The following is a 21174-nucleotide window of genomic DNA, read 5'->3' as shown; positions in this document are numbered from 1 at the left end:
ACATACTGTTTTAGCATAAGTTGCTGTTATACAGTGGTTTTGTAAATTAATTAAAAACTGTTCGAAAACAAAAATCGCTGAAAATCAATGGACAATATTTTCTTTTGGATTTGGATTTTATAAGTTTTAATGCTTTTCAGATAATAAAGGAAAAGCAAATTGAGTTTTAGTTTAAAAGAAAAAGTATTTTTTTTTAAAAGAAACGCAACCAAATACATTTTTGGTTATCTATATTTATAGTCAGACTTGTAAAAAATAGGGACGAAACAGAATAGATATGGCTATATTTAAAAGTATCAAACGATACTATACACAAAAAGAAGAAGTTAAAAAACAATCCGATCAATCAATACCAAACTATAATACTTATAATCCGCACAATAAAACAATTGTATTTCTTACTCTTCATATGCCGGCTCCTGCACATGATTCAGGTTCTAACAGATTAAAAGAAATCATATTATTTTTTAAAAACAAAAATTACAACTGTATTATCTGTTCAAAAAATACTTTTAGGGACAATGGTTATGTAGATTATTTTAGTGATTTAGGAGCTATTGTTTTTGTAGAATCCAGTCAATATTCGAGCTATTTTGATTTTCTAAAATCGCTTCCGAAAGTTGATTTTGTGTGGTATTATGGCGGGAAATCGTTTTATTCTAACTTAAAAAAAGTATCTAAAATTCTTCCTGAAGCCATATCGCTTTACGATATGATCGATATTCATTTTTTGCGTTATAAAAGAGCCATTAAAATTAATCCGAAGCGTATTTCACTTTGGAAAAACTTTTTGAAATTCTTTTTCATCGAAACAAAATTAGCCCGAAAGGTAGATTTGGTAGCGACCATTTCTAATGTGGAAAAGGAAATTATGTCACGATATATTGATGACGATAAACTGATAACCATTCCTAACATTCATTATCCAAAAATAAGTAAAGAAAAGTCGTTGCTTTTTGAAGATCGCGAGGGCATACTTTTTATAGGCTCGAAACATGAACCCAATATTGATGCTGTTCATTATTTGTATCATGAAATAATGCCGATAGTCTGGAAAGAAAATAATGAGATAAAAGTAAATATAATTGGGAATCTTAATGAAAATATTCAAGGAATAGAAGACTCAAGATTTATTTTCACAGGTCATGTTTGCGACATAGAGCCTTTTTTTACTGCAAACAAATTCATGATTGCACCTTTGCGATATGGCGCAGGTGTAAAAGGCAAAATAGGACAAGCGTTTGAGTATTATTTACCAGTAATAACTTCTTCGATTGGGGCAGAGGGAATGGAATTGATTCACCAAAGGAATGCTTTGATTTACGATGCAAAAGAAGAGTTTGCACTGGCAATTCTTAATTTGTACAACAATCAACCACTATGGCAGGAGTTGCATCAAAACTCCGAACAAAGCCTAAAGCCTTTTTCGAATAAGGCTTTAGAAGAATTGTTTTTAAAATTTGATACGCTATAATTTAAATACATCATCTAATACGCTGTAAGTCGCATCAGTACTATGGTGGTTGCTGAAATAGGAAACCGCTTCAGAATGGATTTTATGATAGAAATTGGAATCGGTTAATAATTCATTTATATAAGCTGCAAATTCATTAGAGTCATTTGAAACTAAACAGCCATTATTAGTCTTGTTTACTAATCCGTCGACACCTCTTTCATTACAAACTACGGGAATTCCAAAAGACAAAGCTTCAATGACTTTAATTTTGATTCCAGTTCCGCTGAGCATTGGACAAATTGCAATTTTAGATTCACGATAGGCATCATCTAGATTTTCAATAAAAGAGATTTTTTCGACATTGTTATGCTCGCCAATAAATTTGCCTATTTTTCCAACTACAGCAATTTTCAGAGACTTTGGCAACAAGGGATAAACTAGATTAAAAAACCATTTAGCCGATTTAACATTGTGTTCGTTTTCACTTGCTACGTAAATAATATCGTATTTTGACTCAGTTTTTAAAGCACTTTTCTGCGGTAAACTATGTGTTACCAACGCAATTTCCTTATCAATAAACTGAGAGAAAAGATATTTTTCTTCGGCAGAAATGACTAGGATTTTGTCATAATGACTTAAGATTTCGATTTCTTTTTCAAAAAACGGTCCTAAACGGAAATTCTTCTTTTTCTGGAATTGCGAGGTTAAGAAATCGTGTGTGTCAATCATCAATTTTGCTTTTTTGACATTCGGATTATTCACAACAAGTTTTGACCAATAGAGATATGAGATTAGAATAATATCATAATTATTGGCTTTTAGAACCTTGTTAAAAGCGTTTAGATGACCTGAACGAATATTGTCAAACAAACCAATTTTTCCTTTTATTTTGTTAGGAAGTGAATAATAAAAGAAATACTTCAGCTTGTTTTTCTTTCGAATAAAAATGGGAAGGAAATAACCATCAGAAATTAGTTTTTCTTCTTTCAAGGCTTTTATTTCATTTGCTCCAAATATATCTGTTTCGACACCTACAAAATCAACTTCAATGTTTCTGTTTTTGAAATATTCTAATAAAGCCAACGCTCTTGCATTGTTTCCTTTTGTTTTGTGTAGTGGATTTTCGGGATAGAAATATAAAATTCTCATGGGGAAGTGTTTTGTTATCTGTTTTGCGCTAATTAAGTATTCTGATGAAAAAATTGCTGATCCAGTTGCTCGAAATACGATTCGATTCCGAATTTTTTCATTGTCTTTTCATGGATTTCTTCTGGTTTATATTGTTTCGAATCTTCTATACAATCTTGGAAAAAATTAAAAATGGTTTCATCTATTTTTTTGGGCAGAAGATAACAGCCTGGATGTTTTTCTTCAACTAGTTTAGGTAAAACGCCAACAGCATTTCCTGTAATGGGTTTTCCACAAGCAAGCGCTTCTATGGTTACCATTCCAAAACTTTCTGAATAAGATGGATAGAAAACGATGTCAGCACAAGAATACGCTAGTTTGTTAATGTTTCCAATTGTTAATCCAACCAAAAGTTCCGTATTCTGTAAATGTTTAAAAAGTTCCGCATTAGAAGAATTGTTTGAGGCAATAAGCAGTTTCCAGTCGGTTTGTAATTCAACAAGTTTTGCCAGCTCTTGTAGTTCGGTAATACCTTTTCCGTGTTCTAGTCTTCCAATATATGTTATGGTTTTAAAGTTGGAAGGCTGTTTTGGAATGGGATAGAAATTATTTTGATCAATACAATTCGGAACAATGCTGATTTTATCTGGGCTTATCCCATAATAGTGTATTAAATCTTTTTTGACATTCGATTCCACAGCGACTATTTTCTTGGCATTTTTACAAGCTTTCATTTGAAGTTTAGCCACTCTGCTCAATCTAGAATCTTTTCGGCCATAGTCCAATTCCATTTTATGATAACAGCCATGAGAAATTACGTAATCTGTAGGATAATAAGCCGTTGGCTCTCCATTGCTGATTACTATTTTATTCAGGCGATACGTTAGCCAAAGAAAGACAGTTATAAATCTCGCTATATATTTTGCTCTTCGTTTTTCAAAATGTCTGCGGTTGAATAATTTCCAATATATTTTCCCTGCAAAAGTGTTTTTTAGAAAATCTTCATCAATTATTTCAGTCGAGATTTCTCGGCTTTTGAGATATTCATCTAAATAATGCACCATGCGTTCGGCTCCTCCTGCATTAGATTTGCCGTTTAGAAATACTAAATAGACTTTACTTGTTTTTTTCATCTGAAGAATTTTTAGAATAGTGTTTTTCTTTAATTCCATTGAAAAAATCGGTACCATTTCTTTTTCTTTCTTTTCCAATTGCTTTGATGAATCAAACCGAGATAAATTTTGCTCAGTTGCTCCATATTAAGCTGGTTTTTTTCTATTGCATATTGTCGTTTATAGTGATATACTTTAAATAAACTTCCGATTGGAATTATATTGATTAATCTGGTTTTCAATAAATATTCTCCGTAAATAACACAATCACTTGGCGAATAGCTTTTTTTGTCAATTTGAGTAAAAAAGGTATCAAAGTCTAGGTTGAGATCTTTCAAAAACACCTCATTAAAATGTTCCCAAACTTTGCAATTCCAAATATAGGGCGAAGGACCGTAATCCCATTCTTTGCCTTTGTTCCCAAAAAATGGACGAGTGTCTCTTAATGCCCTTTTGAAGAAAATAGTTTGGGAATCCATTTGAAGTCTTTCAGTCATTTCCAATAAATCCTTCGATTCCTGCATGATGGTGTAAGGCGTGTTCTCGTCAAACATAAAATCGGAAATATAGAAGTCTCGTATAAAAACAGAATCAGAATCTATGGCGACATAGTTTTCGCAGATATTAAGTCTATAAACATTGCATTTTATAATCTGCTGATAACGCCATCCTTCGGTAACAGTAGTTTGAAAAATTTCAGAATCGCGATATACTTTATACTTTTCAAAACAATCTGGCTTTAAAAAATCAAAATGATCATCATTCACAGAAATAATTACCGGAATATTATCTTGGTTAAACTTATCTATAGAATCCAGAAGCTTGTAAACTGTTTTAAAATCAGGTTCATAAGTCTTGATAAAAAGAATTAGTTTATACATACAAGAGAGATTTGTTTTTGGAGTACTAAGATAGAATTAAAATGGCATTGTAAGCAAACGATAAAAACCGACAGTAAATTGTCATCTTTTTTTGGTTTTTTTGAAAAATGGAACAAATTTTTTTTTCTTATTTTTGAAAATGGACTCTTCGCAAATAAAACATTTCGACTACATTTTTACTGGAACCGGACTGGCATCCTTAATGACAGTTTATAAAATGATTTTGTCTGGAAAGTTTTCAAATAAGTCTGTTTTGCTGTTAGATCAGGATTCAAAGAAAATAAATGACAGGACTTGGTGTTTTTGGGAAAAAGAAAATTCAATCTGGAATTCGATTATTACTAAAAAGTGGCGTTTGGCTTTGTTTTCGAATGAAAAAATTAAGCTAGATCTTGAGTTAAAGCCATATATTTATAATAAAATCAATGGATTAGATTTTTATAATTTTGTTTTTGAAGAATTTTCCAAACATTCAAACATTACGTTTTTAAATGAAAAAGTAACCGATATCAACGAACTCGAAACGCATGTTTTTGTGGGTACAGAAGAAAACCGATATACCTGCGATTATTTGTTCAACAGTATTTACACTAAGGCTTTCGCCGAAAGACAAAACAAATATCCTGTTTTGCAACAGCATTTTGTGGGTTGGTTTGTAAAAACACAAGAAGAGGTTTTTAATCCAGATGAAGTAACTTTCATGGATTTCTCGGTTGAACAAAGAGGAAATACGCGATTTATGTATGTTTTGCCAGTTTCCAAAACCGAAGCCTTAGTTGAGTATACTTTGTTCTCAGAAAAATTGCTCGAAATTTCAGAGTACGAAAATGAAATTAAGCGTTATCTCGAAAAACTGGGAGTAAATCAGTTTGAAATTAAAGAAAAAGAACAGGGAAGTATCCCAATGACCTGTTATCCTTTTTGGGAAAAGAATACGAAACGAGTTTTAAACATTGGAACTGCTGGCGGATGGACAAAAGCTAGCACAGGTTATACTTTTAAAAATGCCGATAAGAAGTCTTCTGAATTGGTCGAATTTATGAAAGACAAAAGTGCTTTAAATCCAATCATTATGAAAACGTTTCATAAAAAAAGCCGTTTTTGGTTTTACGATTTACTGCTTTTGGATATTTTGTATCGTCATAATGAATTAGGAAGTTCAATTTTTTCCTCGTTATTCAAAAAGGGAAATCCAGCTCTGATTTTTAAATTTTTAGATGAAGAAACCAATTGGGTTGAAGATTTTAAAGTGATTTTAAAATGCCCCAAACTTCCTTTTATTAAGGCTTTGTTTCGAGTATTTTTTTTATCTAAAATAAATATGTCTTAAGAATAGTTTTTATTTCTAAATAAAATGAATCATTGGTACTTTACTTTTAAAGTTTCTTTTTATACCAAAAAAACATATTGTTTTATAATAATGACTTTTAGTGGATGTTGAAAAATATACTCTTAGTTAGATTTGTTAGTCTTAAAAATATATCGACTTTCTGCGATAATGAATCAACAAGTCTGAAAAATGGGGATTTCAAAACAATTAGAGTTTGATGATGAAATAGAAATAATTGGCAAAATCTGTAAAGCGCTGGGACATCCTATACGAATTCAGATTATGACACTTTTATGGAAAAGAGACAGCAGAACTTGTGGGGAAATTGTCGATTTGATTCCGTTAGCGCAGTCCACCATATCCAAACACTTATTGGAGTTGAAAAAAGCGAATTTGGTAAACATCAAAAACGAAGGCAAAAAGAGCATTTATTCTGTTGAGAGAAATAATATTCAAATACTTAGGAAATATTTCAGCAGTTATCTTTCTACCCTTGAAATGGCTGAGTTGAAAAAGTCAACAGTTCTTAGAACTCATAATGTCAGTGGGAAAAATCATCATTTAAAACAGTACAATTATCAGTTTCCTCATAAAAAATAAGAAATCATTGTGTTTTTAGTATTTATTTAGAATACAGTAAAAAGGAGTTTTTAACAGTGTTAAGATTTTATATGGAACTATAACAAAACTTTATACTTCAAATTAAGGAGTTGCAAGTAAACTTCGTAACTTTGCAATTCAAAAGTAAAATTTAAAAGACAAGAATATGTATCCACTAGACATGGTAAAACCAATGGAGGCTGAATTAACAGCTGCTGGTTTTCAAGATTTACATAGTGCTGAGGCTGTTGAGAATGCTATCAAAGCGGAAGGTACCACTTTAGTTGTTGTAAACTCTGTTTGCGGTTGTGCTGCTAGAAATGCACGTCCAGGAGCAAAAATGAGTTTAGAGGGAGCTAAAAAACCAGATCACCTTGTAACAGTTTTCGCTGGTGTTGACAAAGAAGCTGTTGATGCTGCAAGACAACATATGTTTCCTTTTCCTCCATCATCGCCATCTATGGCTTTGTTCAAAAACGGAGAATTAGTTCACATGTTAGAGCGTCATCACATCGAAGGCCGTCCAGCAGAATTAATCGCTGAGAATTTGCAAGATGCTTTCAACGAATTCTGCTAATTTTCTTAGTTGCTAAGGTTCTGAGGTACTAAGATTCTAAGGTTTTTAGGTTAAAAGTACAAAGGTACAAAGGTACAAAGATTAAAAAAGGGTTGTTTCAATTTTGAAACAACCCTTTTTGTTTTATATAAATGTTTCGTAGGAACATCTCATCTGTCGAAAAAAAATGTATTGTTGTTATTGTTTCACGTTCCGTAGGAACGTTTAATTTTTTGATATCGCTTTTTAATAATTTTTATAATCAGATAATATCAAACGTTCCTTTGGAACTTGAAATGTTGGTGGTCGTTATTTTTTTACCGATGAAACATTCCTACAGAATGATAAGGTGATATAAAAAAAGAGGTAACGTTAAGCTTTTATTAAATATGCTGAGAAACCTTTTAACCTTTGTTTCTCTGTCACTTTGTCCCTCAAAAAAACTAATTCCACCCTCCGCCGAGTGCTTTATACAGCTGAACCATAGAACTCAATTGTTTTTGAGTTAATTGCGAAAGGCTTAATTGTGCTTCAAACAATGACCTTTGTGCGTCCAAAACTTCTAAGTATGAAACGTAACCGTTGTAATATCTCGCATTAGACAAATCATAGTTTTTTTGAGCCGCTACGACTTGTCGATTTCTGGCTGTCCATTCTTCTTTGAACATGGCGGTGTTTTGAAGTGAGTTTTCTACTTCTGCAATGGCTGTCAAATAGGTTTTCTGGAAATTGAACTTCATTTCTTCTGCCAATTTTCTGTTGTAATCTACACGACGTTTGTTTTTTCCGAAATTGAAAATAGGGCCGGTAATGCCACCGCCAACATTTTGGATGTAAGAACCATCATTAAATAAATCACTAATCATAATGTTGGTAAAACCCGCAATTGCCGAAATGTTGAAAGACGGATACCGCATCGCCTGTGCAACGCCAATTCTTTCAAACGAAGCTTTATACAAATATTCCTGACGTTTGACATCGGGTCTGTTTTCTAACAAAGCGGAAGGAACCGAAGTTGGAAACTCTGTCAGAATCAATAATTCGCTATTGGTTTTTCCTCTCGGAATAGCTTGTGGTACTTGTCCAATTAAAATTGAAATAGCATTTTCTAAAGCGGTAATCTGTCTTTTGATTAACGGAATATTCGCTTCGGCAATAGCAACTTGCTGTTCGATTTGTACTTTATCCAATTCGGCAACATAACCGCTTATAAAACGTTCGTTGATGATGTCATAAGCTTTTTGTCTGGTTTCTAAAGTGTGAATGGTAATTTCCAATTGGTTGTCAAAATCACGTAGTTCGAAATAAGAAATGGCAATATTGCTGACAATTGTAGAGAGGACAACTTTTCTGGCTTCATCAGTTGCTAAAAGTTCATTTTGAAGTGCTTTTTTCTGATGGCGGTATTTTCCCCAAAAATCCAATTCCCAAGACATATTAGCCAATGCAGCCGAAGGCCACTGAAAAGTTTCGGCACTATTTACCTGACCCGAATATTGAAAAGACGGATATAAATCGGCTTTTGCCATTCCGAGGTTCGCTTGCACCTGTTCTAAGCGGGCAATGGCAATTTTAAGATCATAATTGTTCTGAATTCCTTTTTCAATCAAGCCAATTAAGACATCATCGTTAAATAGCGATGACCATTTTATAGTCTTAACCGATTTGGTAGTATCAGAAGGTTGATTACTATATCGAAAAGAATTTGCCTGAGGCTGTTCTGGTTGGGCATATTTTGGTCCGACCATACATCCGTAAGGAAAAACAGCTATCAAAAAGAGCGCTAAAAGTATCTTTAGAGTTTTCATTGTTCTTCTGTTTTAGGTTCATCGGTTTCCTCGGTTTTTTTCTTTCCGAAGGTTTCAATAAAAACAAATAAGACTGGAATCAAACAAACTCCTAAAATGGTCGCCACGAGCATCCCGCTGAATACGGTCATTCCCATAACTTTTCGAGCTTGAGCTCCAGCTCCAGTTGCAGTTAACAAAGGAACAACACCCAAAATGAAAGCAAAAGCAGTCATCAAAATAGGACGGAAACGCAGTTTTGCAGCGTACAAAGCAGCATCTTTTGCCGGCATTCCTTTTTCGTATTCTTCTTTGGCAAATTCTACAATCAGAATAGCATTTTTCGCCGCCAATCCAATCAACATTACCAATCCGATTTGGGCAAAAACATTGTTTACATAATCTGGACTTAGCAGTCGACAGATGTATAATCCGAGAAAAGCGCCAAAAACCGCAAAAGGCGTTCCGAGTAAAACACTGAAAGGCAGTTTCCAGCTTTCGTATTGCGCGGCGAGAATTAAAAACACAAAAAGCAATGCCATGAGGAAAACAGTATTTCCTTTTCCTTCTGCTTGTTTTTCCTGATAACTCATGTTTGCCCATTCGTAACCCATTCCTGCAGGAAGAACCTTTGTGGCGGTTTCCTGTAAAGCAGTCATGGCTTGCGCCGAAGTAAATCCGGGAGCGGGAGTTCCACCAATTTCGGCGGCACGGTACAAATTGAAACGGGTTGTAAATTCAGGTCCGCTTACTTTTCGAATTGTGGCAATACTCGAAATGGGAATCATTTTGTTGTCTTTGCTTCGAACAAATATCTTATTAATGTCCTCGGGATTTACGGTATAACTCGGATCGGCCTGAAGCAGTACGATATACTGTCGTCCAAATTTGTTGAACTCGTTAATGTATTGTCCTCCTAAACTGGCTCCAATGGCAATATTCACATCAGACAAAGAAAGATTGAGTTCGGTGACTTTTTCCCGATCGATATCCAGACTAATCTGTGGCACATTCGGATTAAAAGTCGTTCGAATCGTTCCAATTTCGGGTCTCTTTTTGGCTTCTGCCATGAATTGTTGTGCATTTTCAAAAAGATACTGCGGTGTATTTCCTTCCCGATCCTGAAGCATCATCGAGAATCCGGCGGCATTTCCTATTCCCGTAATAGGTGGAGGGCCAAAGGCAAAGACTGTAGCTTCCGGGATTCCGAAAACTACTTTTCCGTTGACTTCTTTTAAAATTTGAAAAACATCTTGTTCGCGTTCTTTCCATTCTTTTAAGGCCACAAAGAAAAATCCGTTGTTGGTGGCAACCGAGTTTTTGATTAAACTGAATCCGGCAACCGAAGTATAATATTCAACACCTTGATTCTGTGATAAAATATGTTCCACTTTCTGAATAACTTTTCCCGTTCTTTCTAAAGATGAAGCGCCGGGAAGTTCAATATTCACGAACATATATCCCTGATCTTCTTCGGGTACAAAACCGCCCGGAATTCTTCCTCCAAGCAGAATAATTGCCCCAACAACTATTCCGATAAAGATTAAGCTTCGGGCAGTTTTTTTAATTAGAAAACCAGAAAATCCGGTGTATCTATTTGTGAAAGCGCCAAATTTTTTATTGAACCATTCAAAGAATTTTCCGAGCCAGCCTTTTGCTTCCTGATTCGGTTTTAATAAAAGAGAACATAAAGCCGGACTTAAAGTTAAAGCACTTAACGCAGAGAAAATCACTGATATAGCAATTGTAATGGCAAACTGCTGATACAATCTTCCTGTAATTCCAGGCGTTAAAGCTACCGGAATAAATACGGCGGTTAATACAATCGCAATTGCAATTACAGGTCCCGAAACTTCTTTCATCGCCTGATTCGTTGCTTCCCGCGGAGACATTCCCTGTTCGATATGATGCATTACGGCCTCAACAACCACAATGGCATCGTCAACAACAATTCCGATGGCCAATACTAATCCTAAAAGGGAAAGTACATTGATAGAAAAACCAAGTATTGGAAAAAGCATAAAAACCCCAATCAGCGAAACAGGAACAGTTAAAAGCGGAATTAAAGTAGCTCGCCAGTTCTGCAGAAAGATAAAAACCACGATGATTACCAGAATAATCGCTTCGACCAAAGTGTGCATGATTTCGTTGATACCTTCAGAAATGGCTAAAGTGGTGTCTAATGAAACTCGGTATTTTAAATCCTGCGGAAATCTTTTGCTGAGTCTTTCAATCGTATTTTTTACATTTTCGGCAACTTCTAAAGCATTTGAACCCGGCATTTGTTTGATTCCGATTGTTCCTGCAGGGTTTCCGTTTAATTTGGCAATCGAAGCGTAACTTTCAGTTCCTAAGGTTACCGTTCCAATATCTTTTAAACGAACCTGCTGATTGTTGATGTTTGATTTTAAAATGATATTTTCAAAGTCTTCCGGATTGACCAAGCGGTCTTTCAGCATTACGTTATAGGTAAATTCATTGTTCTCCGTTGCCGGAGGAGCACCAAATTTTCCTCCAGGCGCAATGGCATTTTGATCCTGAATGGATCGTATAATATCGGGAACAGTCAAATTGTATTTCGCCATAATATCGGGCTTGACCCAAATTCGCATTGCATAATTACTTCCTCCGTAAAGGGTAACTTCGCCAACTCCTTTTATACGGGCCAAAGCATCTACAATGTTAATATTGGCATAATTGGTAAGGAAGTTTCCGTCAAACGTTTTGTTAGGAGAATACAAAGACAATATCAACATGGGCATAGAGAGCGACTTTTTGGTCGTAACTCCCGTTGTCTTTACGTCGTTTGGAAGTTTATTGGTCGCTTCGTTAACACGGTTTTGGGTTAGCATGGTGGCGTTATCCAAATCGGTTCCCATATCAAACGTAATATTTAACGTCATACTCCCATCACCTGTATTGGTAGATTGCATGTAAAGCATGTTTTCAACTCCATTTACCTTTTGTTCGATTGGTGTGGCAACAGCTTGCTCAACGTTCAGGGCATTGGCACCACGATAACTCGTAGAAACTTGTACCAAAGGTGGTGCAATTTCCGGATATTGGGCAATAGGAGTAGAAAGGACAGAAAGACCTCCAATTAAAACAATGAAAATGGAGAGAACAATAGCTACGATTGGTCTGCGTACAAAGAAATTATCCATAATCTAGTTGTTTAGAGATGATGCAATCTGCTTTTTATCTTTGTCGGCTACATAAGGAACTGGAACAACTGTTGAGCCGGGCTGAATAAACTGATTCCCAATGATGGCTACTTTTTCGTCGGGTTTTAAACCTTTGGTAATGATCCAGTCGACACCAATTTTCTGACCGACTTCGACCATTCGGGTTTGAATAGTGTTTTTATTGTCTATGATGGAAACCTGAAAAAGTCCCTGAATTTCGGTTACGGCTTTTTGAGGTACGACGATAGCATCTTTTTGAGTGCGAATTAGAACACGGACTTTTGCAAATTGCCCCGAGCGTAAAGTACCGTCGGGATTAGGAAACTGTGCTTCAATAGTTACGGTTCCGGTTGTGGGATCTATTTTAGTGTCGGAGAAATTGAGACTTCCTTTGTACGGATGTGTACTTCCGTCAGAAAGGATTAACGAAAGGTCTGTAATTCGTTCTCCGGCTTTGACTTGTTTTTGATAACGAAGATAATCGGCTTCGCTTACTGTAAACTGAACTCTGACTTTTTCGAGTTTGGAAACGGTATTGAGTTTGGCATCATTTCCAATTCGGGTAATATAATCTCCTAATCTGGCATTCGAAAGTCCGATAACACCATCAATTGGAGATCGAATGTCGCAATAACCCCGTTCAATCTGCTGGTTTCTCAAACTGGCTTGCATGCTGTTTAGGTTGGAACGCGCCGCTTTATCTTTGGCTACAGCCGCATCCAATTCCCGTTTACTAACAGCATTCATGTCTGCAAGAGGGCGTATTCGCTTTAATTCTTCTTCTGCATTTACGAGATTACTTTGTGCGGCGGCAACTTGTCCGCGAACCTGATCTACTTTTGTATCATATTCTAATGGGTCAATGCTGTACAAAAGTTGGCCTTTTTTGACTCTTTGACCTTCTTTGAAATGAATTCCGGTCAGGATACCATCAACTCTGGCGATTAATTCAATGTCTAAATCTCCAAAAGTCTGTCCCGCAAAATCTTTATAAATGGGGACATCTTCACTCTTGACCGTGACAAAAGGAGCCTGCATAGGAGGCGGTGCCTTGGGTTGTTCTTTTTTGCAGGAAGTAGTTAAGGTTAGAAGAAAGAAGAGGGGAAGGATTGGTTTTGGTAGTTTTAAAGCATTCATAATCATAAATGTTAAAATTGTACCACATAAATTTAAGGAAATTTTTGTAACAATCTGATAAACAGTTTTCTTTTTGCTAACGCAACTTCGTTGCTTTTTGATAATTTGATTTAGCAACTGTATTTAAATGAACATACATAGCTTATATGGTTTCAAAAATGAGCCGTTTTTATTGTTTTTAAAATTGAAAAGAAAGCTTTACCTTTGCGCCCGAATTTATTCCATTTATAGATTCATAATTAATTTATTCTTAACTTAAAACTGTTTATAGCATGCAACTGTATAACACTTTGAGCGCAGAAGAAAGAGCCATCATGATCGATGATGCAGGACAACAACGACTTACGTTGTCTTTCTATGCGTATGCCAAAATTCAAGATCCACAAAAATTTCGTAACGATTTATTCATTGCCTGGAATGCACTAGATGCACTGGGAAGAATTTATGTTGCTACTGAAGGAATTAATGCTCAGATGAGTGTTCCTGCCGAAAATTTTGAAGCTTTTAGAGAAACGCTTGAGGCTTACGATTTCATGAAAGGCATCCGATTGAATGTTGCTGTAGAACATGATGATCATTCATTTTTAAAATTGACTATCAAAGTGCGTCATAAAATCGTTGCCGACGGTTTAAACGATGATACTTTTGATGTTACTGATATTGGCGTTCACTTGAAAGCCAAAGAATTCAACGAAATTCTTGATGATCCAAACACTATTGTAGTAGATTTTAGAAATCACTACGAAAGTGAAGTAGGACATTTTAAAGGAGCGATTACTCCAGATGTTGAGACTTTTAGAGAGAGTTTACCCATTATTAACGAACAGCTTAAAGACCACAAAGACGATAAAAATCTGGTAATGTATTGTACTGGAGGTATTCGTTGCGAAAAAGCGAGTGCTTATTTCAAACATCAAGGTTTCAAAAACGTTTACCAGTTAGAAGGTGGGATTATTAATTACGCTAAACAATTGAAAGAAGAAGGTTTAGAAAGTAAATTCATTGGTAAAAACTTCGTATTTGATAATCGTCTAGGCGAAAGAATTACAGATGATATTATTTCGCAATGTCACCAATGTGGAAAACCTTGCGATAATCACACGAATTGTGAAAATGATGGTTGTCATTTATTATTTATTCAGTGTGATGAATGTAAAGCCGTAATGGAAAACTGCTGTTCTACAGAATGTCTAGAAATCATCCACATGCCATTAGTTGACCAAGTTCGTTTAAGAACTGGAAAACAAGTTGGAAACAAAGTATTTAGAAAAGGAAAATCGGAAAACTTGAAATTCAAACATTCAGGCGAATTACCAGAAACTGCTTTGGCAACAGCGCAAAAGCCAGCAGATATTCGTCAGAAAATAAAAGTAAAGAAAGTACTTCTTGGAAAAGCAGAGCATTATTATGTAAAAGCTCAAGTGGGACAATTTACCGTTGAAAATCACGAATTAAACGTTGGTGATAAAATCCTAATTTCTGGTCCAACTACTGGAGATCAGGAATTGGTTTTAGGGAGAATCATTGTTAACGGTGCAGAAACTCAATCTGCTAAAATTGGTGATAAGGTTACTTTTGAGGTTCCTTTCCGCATTCGTTTGTCAGATAAATTGTATAAAATTGTAAATTAGCATAATTTTATGCTAATTTATTTATGTCACAATCGTTTACCAAATTATGGATTCACGTTATTTGGGCAACCAAAAATCGTCAGGAATTAATTGATTTTTCAATTGAGAAAGACCTTTATGATTTCATTTGGCAAGAGCTAACTGAACTTGGATGTCCCGTTAGAATCATTAATGGAATGCCGGACCATGTGCATGTTTTATTTTTACAAAACCCACAAAAATCAATTACAGATATTGTAAAGCAAATAAAAGGAAGTTCTTCTCATTTTATGAATAGAGGAGAATTTATCCTTGAAAAATTTGCTTGGCAAACTGGCTTTGCTACTTTTTCTGTCAGTGAATCTCAGTTAGATATTGTTTACAATTACATTAAAAATCAAAAGGAACATCATCTTACGAAAAATACGCAAGATGAATTTGATGGATTTATAAAACGACATGGGTTGGAGGGCAAATAATTGCTGGGCTTAACGATGTGTTTCCTGTGGTTGAAACCACGGGCTATATTTACAAACAGTATGCAAAGAAAAACATAGCCTGTGGTTTCAACCACAGGAAACACAACGTATGTCCGCGATGATTATGCATTTCGCAGGATTAAATCAAAATGCTCAATGATACGTTCCCCGTGGTTGAAACCACGGGCTATATTTGACAAAACATACACAAAGAAAACATAGCCTGCGGTTTCGACCGCATGGACGCAATGCATGTCCTCAACTGGACGTTCCCCGTGGTTGAAACCACGGGCTATATTGATAAAACAAACACAAAAAAAACATAGCCTGCGGTTTCAGCCACATGGGCACAAGGTATGTCCGCAACTGTACGTTCCCGTGGTTGAAACCACGGGCTATATTTACAAACAGTATGCAAAGAAAAACATAGCCTGTGGTTTCAACCACCGGAACACAAGGTATGTCCGCGATTATTATTTATTTCGCAGGATTAAATCGAAATGCTCAACGATACGTTCCCCGTGGTTGAAACCACGGGCTATATTTGACAAAACATACACAAAGAAAACATAGTGTGCGGTTTCAACCGCATGGACGCAATGCATGTACTCAACTGGACGTTCCCCATGGTTGAAACCACGGGCTATATTGACAAACAATGCGTAAAAAAAACATAGCGTGCGGTTTCAACCGTATGGACGAAACGGATATCTACAACGATTATTAAAACCACTACAAATAATTTTTAAAATAAAAACTATGATATAAATCATAGGAATCTAATCTCTACCCACATTATTTTTGTCAATTGTTAGATGACTGATTGAAAGATCATTTCATTGAAATAATAGAATCAAAAATGACAATTAACAATACAATCGAACTTATGTCTCCAGCTGGAGATTTTGAGTCGCTTCAAGCAGCTTTAGACAATGGCTGTGATTCCGTATATTTTGGAGTTGAACAGCTTAATATGCGTGCGCGTTCAACGGTGAACTTTACCATTGACGATTTAAAAGAAATTGCTCGTCGATGCGATGCAAAAAGTGTTAGAAGCTATCTTACATTAAATACCATTATTTACGATCACGATTTATCAGTCGTAAAAACATTATTGACAAAAGCCAAAGAAGCCAATATTACAGCAGTAATAGCTTCGGATCAAGCCGTAATCGCTATGGCAAGATCGATAGGAATGGAAGTTCATATTTCAACCCAATTGAATGTAACGAATATTGAAACCATAAAATTCTACAGTTTGTTTGCAGATACAATGGTTTTAAGCCGAGAATTAAGCTTACGCCAAGTAAAGAATATCACAGATCAAATTGAGAAAGAACAGATCAAAGGACCAAACGGAAATTTGGTCGAAATCGAAATTTTTGGTCATGGTGCTTTGTGTATGGCGGTTTCGGGGAAATGTTATTTGAGTTTACATTCGCATAATTCATCTGCAAATCGTGGTGCGTGCAAACAAAACTGCCGAAAAAAATATACCGTTATTGATCAGGAAACAGGTTTTGAAATCGAATTGGATAACGAATACATGATGTCACCAAAAGATTTATGTACACTGGATTTCTTAGATCAGGTTATCGATTCCGGGATTAAAGTTTTAAAAATCGAAGGAAGAGGCCGTGCGCCGGAATATGTAGCAACAGTAACCAAAACCTATCGTGAAGCTATTGATGCGTATTACGATGGCACTTTTTCCAAAGAAAAAGTCGCAGATTGGATGAAAGCTTTAGAAACAGTTTACAATCGTGGATTTTGGTCGGGTTATTATCTAGGTCAGGAATTAGGAGAATGGAGTGATGTTCCAGGATCTGTAGCGACTCAGAAAAAGGTTTATGTGGGTAAAGGAACACATTATTTTCCAAAAGCTGCAGTTGGGCAATTTAAAATTGAAGCTTATGATATTAAAATTGGAGATAAAATTTTAGTCACAGGCCCAAGTACAGGAGCCCAGGAAATGATTATTGACGAAATGTTTGTGAATGATGTTGTAGGAGAAAAAGCAACAAAAGGCGATGATTGCAGTTTCAAATTACCATTCAGAATCAGAATGTCTGATAAACTGTATAAAATTGTTGAAGCATAATGGTTGTTGTAACTTTACAAAGAGATAAATGCATTGGCTGTAATTACTGCGTTGAAATGAATCCTGTTCATTTTCAAATGTCAAAAAAAGATGGGAAATCGGTTTTGATTCATTCTGTAAATGCAAAAGGATTTTTTACGCTGAAATCACCCAATCATACGATTGTTGAGAGTTGTGAATTGGCGGCAAAAGCTTGTCCGGTCAAGATCATTACGGTTAAAGTGACATAGGGCAATTACTAAAAAATATAGATTCTTCTAGTTAGACCCAACAGGTTTTTAAAACCTGTTAGGTATTATTGCGTAAGTAAAAAGCTATACGACACCTACATTTATAATTGGAGCATTTTAGAATTAATTCTTCGTAACATTGCTAAACTTGTTATTAACCAATGTTTCTAAACTTCCCTCTTTGGTCATTCCCTGCCAGTCAGATATTTTTTCGTTAACATTAATTTTGATTCCAACTCCACTTGTTGTTTCATAAACCAGATATTTTACACTACCACTGTTAAATTCAAGTTCATAATCTGTATTTTGTTTTTTAAATTTAAAAGTCGATTTATCTGCTTTTTCAGCACTCGAAGGATATGCAAAAGAAATAAATCGATACTCATCGTTTTGCTGAAAAGCATAATATAGTATATTGTCAACGTTAAACAATATCACTTTTCCTTTGCCATTTTTAGTGTCAAATGAAAGCAATTTGTGTACTTCTGGTTCATAGAGTGACAAGGAAGTAAATGAAACCCATTTATTGTTTTCCATTTTTTTGCCTATGATTTTAGAATAAGGCATTGAATAATAACCTTCTTCTTCAAAATTCGCAACCATTTTGGCTTCTTTACCCAAAACACTATAATAGGCACAAACATGCAAAGCTGCTCCGCCTGCACTCCATGTGATAATACGTTTCTTTTTAGCGTCAATTTCAAACGAACCGCCACGAACACAGAACGCTCCATTGTAAACTTCACTTATGCTTGGGCTATATACAAAACCATTTTCGGTATTAATAAAAACATGTGCCGTTGCCTGAGCCGTATAACATCCATCATCATTTATTTCTGTTTCATGGATTACAATATCTTCTCTGCCGTCGAAATTTACATCTCCAAGAATGCGAATATTGTTTTCGGGAATACTTTTAAAAGCAACTTCTTTGGCGATTTTGTTTAATTGCGGTTTAGAAAGTTCTTTTGCGCCAAATTCCAGAACCGTTTTTTTATTTTTGTCATCAGTTAGCTTGTAATATTCTTTTGTTTCTGAGTCTGTTTTTTGCTGAATAAAGTATAAAGTATGACCTTTCATAAAATCATGAATGACATAAGCTTTTTGAGCCTTTACAGTAAACATTCCAGAGATAATGAAGAGCATTAAAATCTTTAATTTCATAGTTTGTCGTATTGATGAGGTTTTTATCGGTTATCTGATACATCTAATTCATCAAAATCGCTGATGTCAGATAATCTAAGGAGTTTGTTTGGAGGAAGTTTGGTTTCCGTTTTTTCAAAAATTTCATCACCATCGTATGTGTTTTCATTGACGTTTTGATTGACAATCTTTTTTCGGGTCAGGAAATTGATGCTGGTTTCGGTAAGCGTAACTGGTCCATGATTACTGCTGGCATCATAACCTATCAGTTCAAAATCATTGTTTTGATATCTGAAAGTATATTCCCAATAGCCGTATCTGCCGTGTCGGTAAGCAATATATAATTTTCCGTTTTTTATTTCGAGGTCAAGTTCGGGAGCATAATAAACGCCTCCTTCTTCATTTTCAGACGAAAAACAATCGTAATTTTTAACTGCCAGTTCGTAGCCGTTATTTTTGTTGATTAAAGCTATAATTCCCCTACGGTTTCGGTCTAGTTGACCACGATATTCGTCTGTAATGACTTTACTTTTATCGGTACCCTTGATAATGAGAATATAATCTTCTAATCCGTCTTTATTAAAATCGCCTGTAATGGTGTCAAAAGGAACATAACCTTTCGGAATGAAGTCTTCGGGTTTTTTCTTTATTTCGACTGAAGTTGTATCACCTTCAAGCACTTCTTCGACGGTTGGCATTTCTGAAACCTGAACAGCTTCGGTTTTTTCTTTTGTTTTATTACAGCTTGAAAAGCAAATAAGCATTAAAACTATAGCTGTAAAAAATAGGTTTTTAATCATAATCGTTTTTTTAAATTTCATCAAACGACACATTTTTATATCGTTCAAAATAAACATTTTCATTCAGATTTTCTCCATTTGAAAGTTTTTCTGCTATTTCTTTTTGAAACTGAATTTCTTCTTCAAGCAGTTTATTCCAATATTCGGGTTTGTCTGAGAAATTTTCATAATAATCCAGAATATCAATAATTAATAAGAAATTAGAAGGGGTATTTTGTGGTTTTTCCAGACTATAAATGCAATTTTCAAGTCCGCTCAGGATGTTGACTTCCATAGGCTCCAACTCGACAAAATCATCAGCATATTCATCTGTTTCGGTATCATATTTTTCCAAAGCTTCTTTAATATATCAAGTGGTATTATTTTATAAGTCTTTAATAAACTGGTCTTTAGTAGTTTTTATACCCAAACGATTTTCCAAACATTCTGTTACATCAGGCATCAGGAAATAGAATTGGGCAAAAGCAATTGCAATGCTTTTTCCTTGATCAAGGTTAAGCTCTTTGAGATTATTTTCTAAAACGGCAGTATGTTGTTTTAGTATAGTTAAAAGATCAAACATCATTTAGTGGTTTTAAGCATTGATTATAAAGTATGCGATCAAATTTAGAATTACAATAGGTCCAAAAAATAGTAAGTTAGAAAATATTATTTCTTTTTTTGTGGTCACATATAAGTAATCTGAATTTTCATTTGTCCATTTGCCTTTTGATGCAAAAAGAACAGTTGGTTTTTTTGAGAACGTTGTAAAGTCTTTATAAAACAGGGATATTAATATGCGAAAATAGCCAACATAAAAAAGAGGAAATGCCGTAATGCTGAAACTCTCAAAACGATTATTTGTTATAATTAATAGAATTAGACTTAAAATAACAATAAGTAAACCTACAACTGTGTATTGTTTAAATTGATTTTTGTCAATGATTTTCTGAGAATTACAATAGAATATAATCCAATAACTCAAAGCTACCAAAAAGGAAAACTTAGTAAAATCAGTAAATAGATTTTTATAAAAAGATATTACAGCCAGTAAATAAGCCAATACTAAAATTATTATATGAATTGTAAGACCAGAGTAAATTTCCTTTATACTGGTTTTTCTTTTTAGATCTTTTTTGACTGTAACATGTTCGAGTTTCATATTTCCATTTATTGATATCTGCGTTTTAGAAACACTTTATTTTTTTCCAATTTTAATAAGCTTCGTTACCACTCTTTGATAAAACATCAAAACGATAACTGCCAATATAAAAGCAACTGCAATATCAAGGACTAAATTCAGAAAATGAAAACTCGTCATTTCTACTGTAGGAGAGGGAGTCATCATTCCACCATAAAGAACATAGAACGAAGCCGGAAAACCATACATATCGTTTCCGTCGACCTTCATTTGTAAGCTGGCGGTGGAGAAGGTGAGTACCGTAAAAATTAGGATTGTTAGTAGAAAGAGTACTATAAGTTTTTTCATTACGAGATTTTAATTTACTAAGTTATTAAATTAAAAAAAATCGGACAAAATATACCTGATTTTTCATTTTAGTTTTGGTATTTTCTAAAGATTCTTTGCATAGTGTTTTAGTACTAATTCTTTTCTGACTGCAATCTGTGCCCGCTCCAATTGGTAAATCTTAATTTGTTT

General features: G+C 34.8%; 20 protein-coding genes. 8 read left to right on the top strand and 12 right to left on the bottom strand.

The window, feature by feature from the left end; all coding sequences use genetic code 11:
* Nucleotides 1–277 precede the first annotated feature (277 nt).
* Nucleotides 278–1474 carry a glycosyltransferase family 4 protein gene (locus tag BM289_RS00580; RefSeq protein WP_091489870.1) on the top strand — a complete coding sequence of 399 codons (1197 nt, stop codon included), beginning with the start codon at nucleotides 278–280 and terminating at the stop codon, nucleotides 1472–1474.
* On the opposite strand, the gene BM289_RS00575 is transcribed toward BM289_RS00580, so the two are convergent.
* From BM289_RS00575 to BM289_RS00565, 3 genes are read right to left on the bottom strand one after another with little or no spacing between them, the layout of a single operon-like run.
* Complete coding sequence (locus tag BM289_RS00575; RefSeq protein ID WP_091489867.1) at nucleotides 1469–2605, bottom strand: glycosyltransferase; 1137 nt, start codon at nucleotides 2603–2605, stop codon at nucleotides 1469–1471. The genes BM289_RS00580 and BM289_RS00575 overlap by 6 nt on opposite strands.
* A 32-nt stretch (nucleotides 2606–2637) precedes the next feature.
* Entirely contained in the window at nucleotides 2638–3717 is a 1080-nt protein-coding gene (locus tag BM289_RS00570; protein ID WP_167365364.1) for a glycosyltransferase family 4 protein, read from the bottom strand.
* Nucleotides 3718–3746: 29 nt separating this feature from the next.
* The gene (locus tag BM289_RS00565; protein ID WP_091489862.1) at nucleotides 3747–4577 is read right to left on the bottom strand and encodes a DUF6492 family protein; all 831 of its coding nucleotides are present in this window, start codon (nucleotides 4575–4577) and stop codon (nucleotides 3747–3749) included.
* Between the two features lie 139 nt (nucleotides 4578–4716).
* On the opposite strand from BM289_RS00565, the gene BM289_RS00560 reads away from it, so the two are divergent.
* From BM289_RS00560 to BM289_RS00550, 3 genes are all read left to right on the top strand, one after another.
* On the top strand, nucleotides 4717–5907 hold the full coding sequence (locus tag BM289_RS00560) for a lycopene cyclase family protein (RefSeq protein WP_091490692.1): 1191 nt from the start codon (nucleotides 4717–4719) through the stop codon (nucleotides 5905–5907).
* A 189-nt stretch (nucleotides 5908–6096) separates the two neighbouring features.
* Nucleotides 6097–6507 (top strand): ArsR/SmtB family transcription factor, encoded by a 411-nt coding sequence (locus tag BM289_RS00555; protein WP_091489859.1) that lies wholly within the window; start codon nucleotides 6097–6099, stop codon nucleotides 6505–6507.
* Between the two features lie 166 nt (nucleotides 6508–6673).
* Complete coding sequence (locus BM289_RS00550; RefSeq protein ID WP_091489855.1) at nucleotides 6674–7084, top strand: BrxA/BrxB family bacilliredoxin; 411 nt, start codon at nucleotides 6674–6676, stop codon at nucleotides 7082–7084.
* Nucleotides 7085–7506: 422 nt separating this feature from the next.
* Here BM289_RS00550 and BM289_RS00545 read toward each other — a convergent pair whose 3' ends face one another.
* Genes BM289_RS00545 through BM289_RS00535 form a run of 3 tightly spaced genes read right to left on the bottom strand, consistent with a single transcriptional unit; the run spans nucleotide 7507 to nucleotide 13172 of the window.
* Nucleotides 7507–8871: an efflux transporter outer membrane subunit gene (locus tag BM289_RS00545; protein ID WP_091489852.1), complete on the bottom strand. Its 1365-nt coding sequence runs from the start codon at nucleotides 8869–8871 to the stop codon at nucleotides 7507–7509.
* Nucleotides 8868–12014 carry an efflux RND transporter permease subunit gene (locus BM289_RS00540; protein ID WP_091489849.1) on the bottom strand — a complete coding sequence of 1049 codons (3147 nt, stop codon included), beginning with the start codon at nucleotides 12012–12014 and terminating at the stop codon, nucleotides 8868–8870. The genes BM289_RS00545 and BM289_RS00540 overlap by 4 nt, the downstream gene beginning before the upstream one ends.
* A gap of 3 nt (nucleotides 12015–12017) precedes the next feature.
* The gene (locus tag BM289_RS00535; protein ID WP_167365363.1) at nucleotides 12018–13172 is read right to left on the bottom strand and encodes an efflux RND transporter periplasmic adaptor subunit; all 1155 of its coding nucleotides are present in this window, start codon (nucleotides 13170–13172) and stop codon (nucleotides 12018–12020) included.
* Between the two features lie 272 nt (nucleotides 13173–13444).
* On the opposite strand from BM289_RS00535, the gene trhO reads away from it, so the two are divergent.
* The 4 genes from trhO (at nucleotide 13445) to BM289_RS00515 (ending at nucleotide 17592) form a co-directional block, all read left to right on the top strand.
* Complete coding sequence (trhO, locus tag BM289_RS00530; protein ID WP_091489845.1) at nucleotides 13445–14803, top strand: oxygen-dependent tRNA uridine(34) hydroxylase TrhO; 1359 nt, start codon at nucleotides 13445–13447, stop codon at nucleotides 14801–14803.
* Nucleotides 14804–14826: 23 nt separating this feature from the next.
* Nucleotides 14827–15261 carry an IS200/IS605 family transposase gene (tnpA, locus tag BM289_RS00525; protein ID WP_091489843.1) on the top strand — a complete coding sequence of 145 codons (435 nt, stop codon included), beginning with the start codon at nucleotides 14827–14829 and terminating at the stop codon, nucleotides 15259–15261.
* An 859-nt stretch (nucleotides 15262–16120) separates the two neighbouring features.
* On the top strand, nucleotides 16121–17362 hold the full coding sequence (locus tag BM289_RS00520) for a peptidase U32 family protein (protein ID WP_091490691.1): 1242 nt from the start codon (nucleotides 16121–16123) through the stop codon (nucleotides 17360–17362).
* Nucleotides 17362–17592, top strand: coding sequence for a ferredoxin (locus BM289_RS00515; protein WP_091489840.1), 231 nt, complete (start codon nucleotides 17362–17364; stop codon nucleotides 17590–17592). The genes BM289_RS00520 and BM289_RS00515 overlap by 1 nt, the downstream gene beginning before the upstream one ends.
* A 123-nt stretch (nucleotides 17593–17715) precedes the next feature.
* Here BM289_RS00515 and BM289_RS00510 read toward each other — a convergent pair whose 3' ends face one another.
* From BM289_RS00510 to BM289_RS00485, 6 genes are read right to left on the bottom strand one after another with little or no spacing between them, the layout of a single operon-like run.
* Nucleotides 17716–18756 carry an XAC2610-related protein gene (locus BM289_RS00510; protein ID WP_091489838.1) on the bottom strand — a complete coding sequence of 347 codons (1041 nt, stop codon included), beginning with the start codon at nucleotides 18754–18756 and terminating at the stop codon, nucleotides 17716–17718.
* 23 nt (nucleotides 18757–18779) lie between these two features.
* Nucleotides 18780–19556: a hypothetical protein gene (locus tag BM289_RS00505; protein WP_208610221.1), complete on the bottom strand. Its 777-nt coding sequence runs from the start codon at nucleotides 19554–19556 to the stop codon at nucleotides 18780–18782.
* Nucleotides 19546–19869 carry a hypothetical protein gene (locus tag BM289_RS00500; RefSeq protein ID WP_091489835.1) on the bottom strand — a complete coding sequence of 108 codons (324 nt, stop codon included), beginning with the start codon at nucleotides 19867–19869 and terminating at the stop codon, nucleotides 19546–19548. The genes BM289_RS00505 and BM289_RS00500 overlap by 11 nt, the downstream gene beginning before the upstream one ends.
* Nucleotides 19870–19899: 30 nt before the next feature.
* Nucleotides 19900–20100, bottom strand: coding sequence for a hypothetical protein (locus BM289_RS00495; RefSeq protein ID WP_091489832.1), 201 nt, complete (start codon nucleotides 20098–20100; stop codon nucleotides 19900–19902).
* Nucleotides 20101–20109: 9 nt separating this feature from the next.
* Nucleotides 20110–20676, bottom strand: coding sequence for a hypothetical protein (locus tag BM289_RS00490; protein ID WP_091489829.1), 567 nt, complete (start codon nucleotides 20674–20676; stop codon nucleotides 20110–20112).
* Nucleotides 20677–20712: 36 nt separating this feature from the next.
* Nucleotides 20713–20925, bottom strand: coding sequence for a hypothetical protein (locus BM289_RS00485; protein ID WP_091489828.1), 213 nt, complete (start codon nucleotides 20923–20925; stop codon nucleotides 20713–20715).
* Nucleotides 20926–21174: the final 249 nt, after the last annotated feature.

Origin of the sequence: Flavobacterium phragmitis (assembly GCF_900112575.1) — a bacterium.
GTDB lineage: Bacteria > Bacteroidota > Bacteroidia > Flavobacteriales > Flavobacteriaceae > Flavobacterium > Flavobacterium phragmitis.
The sequence above is the reverse complement of the archived record's forward strand: the minus strand, read 5'-3'. Positions and strand labels throughout refer to the sequence as shown.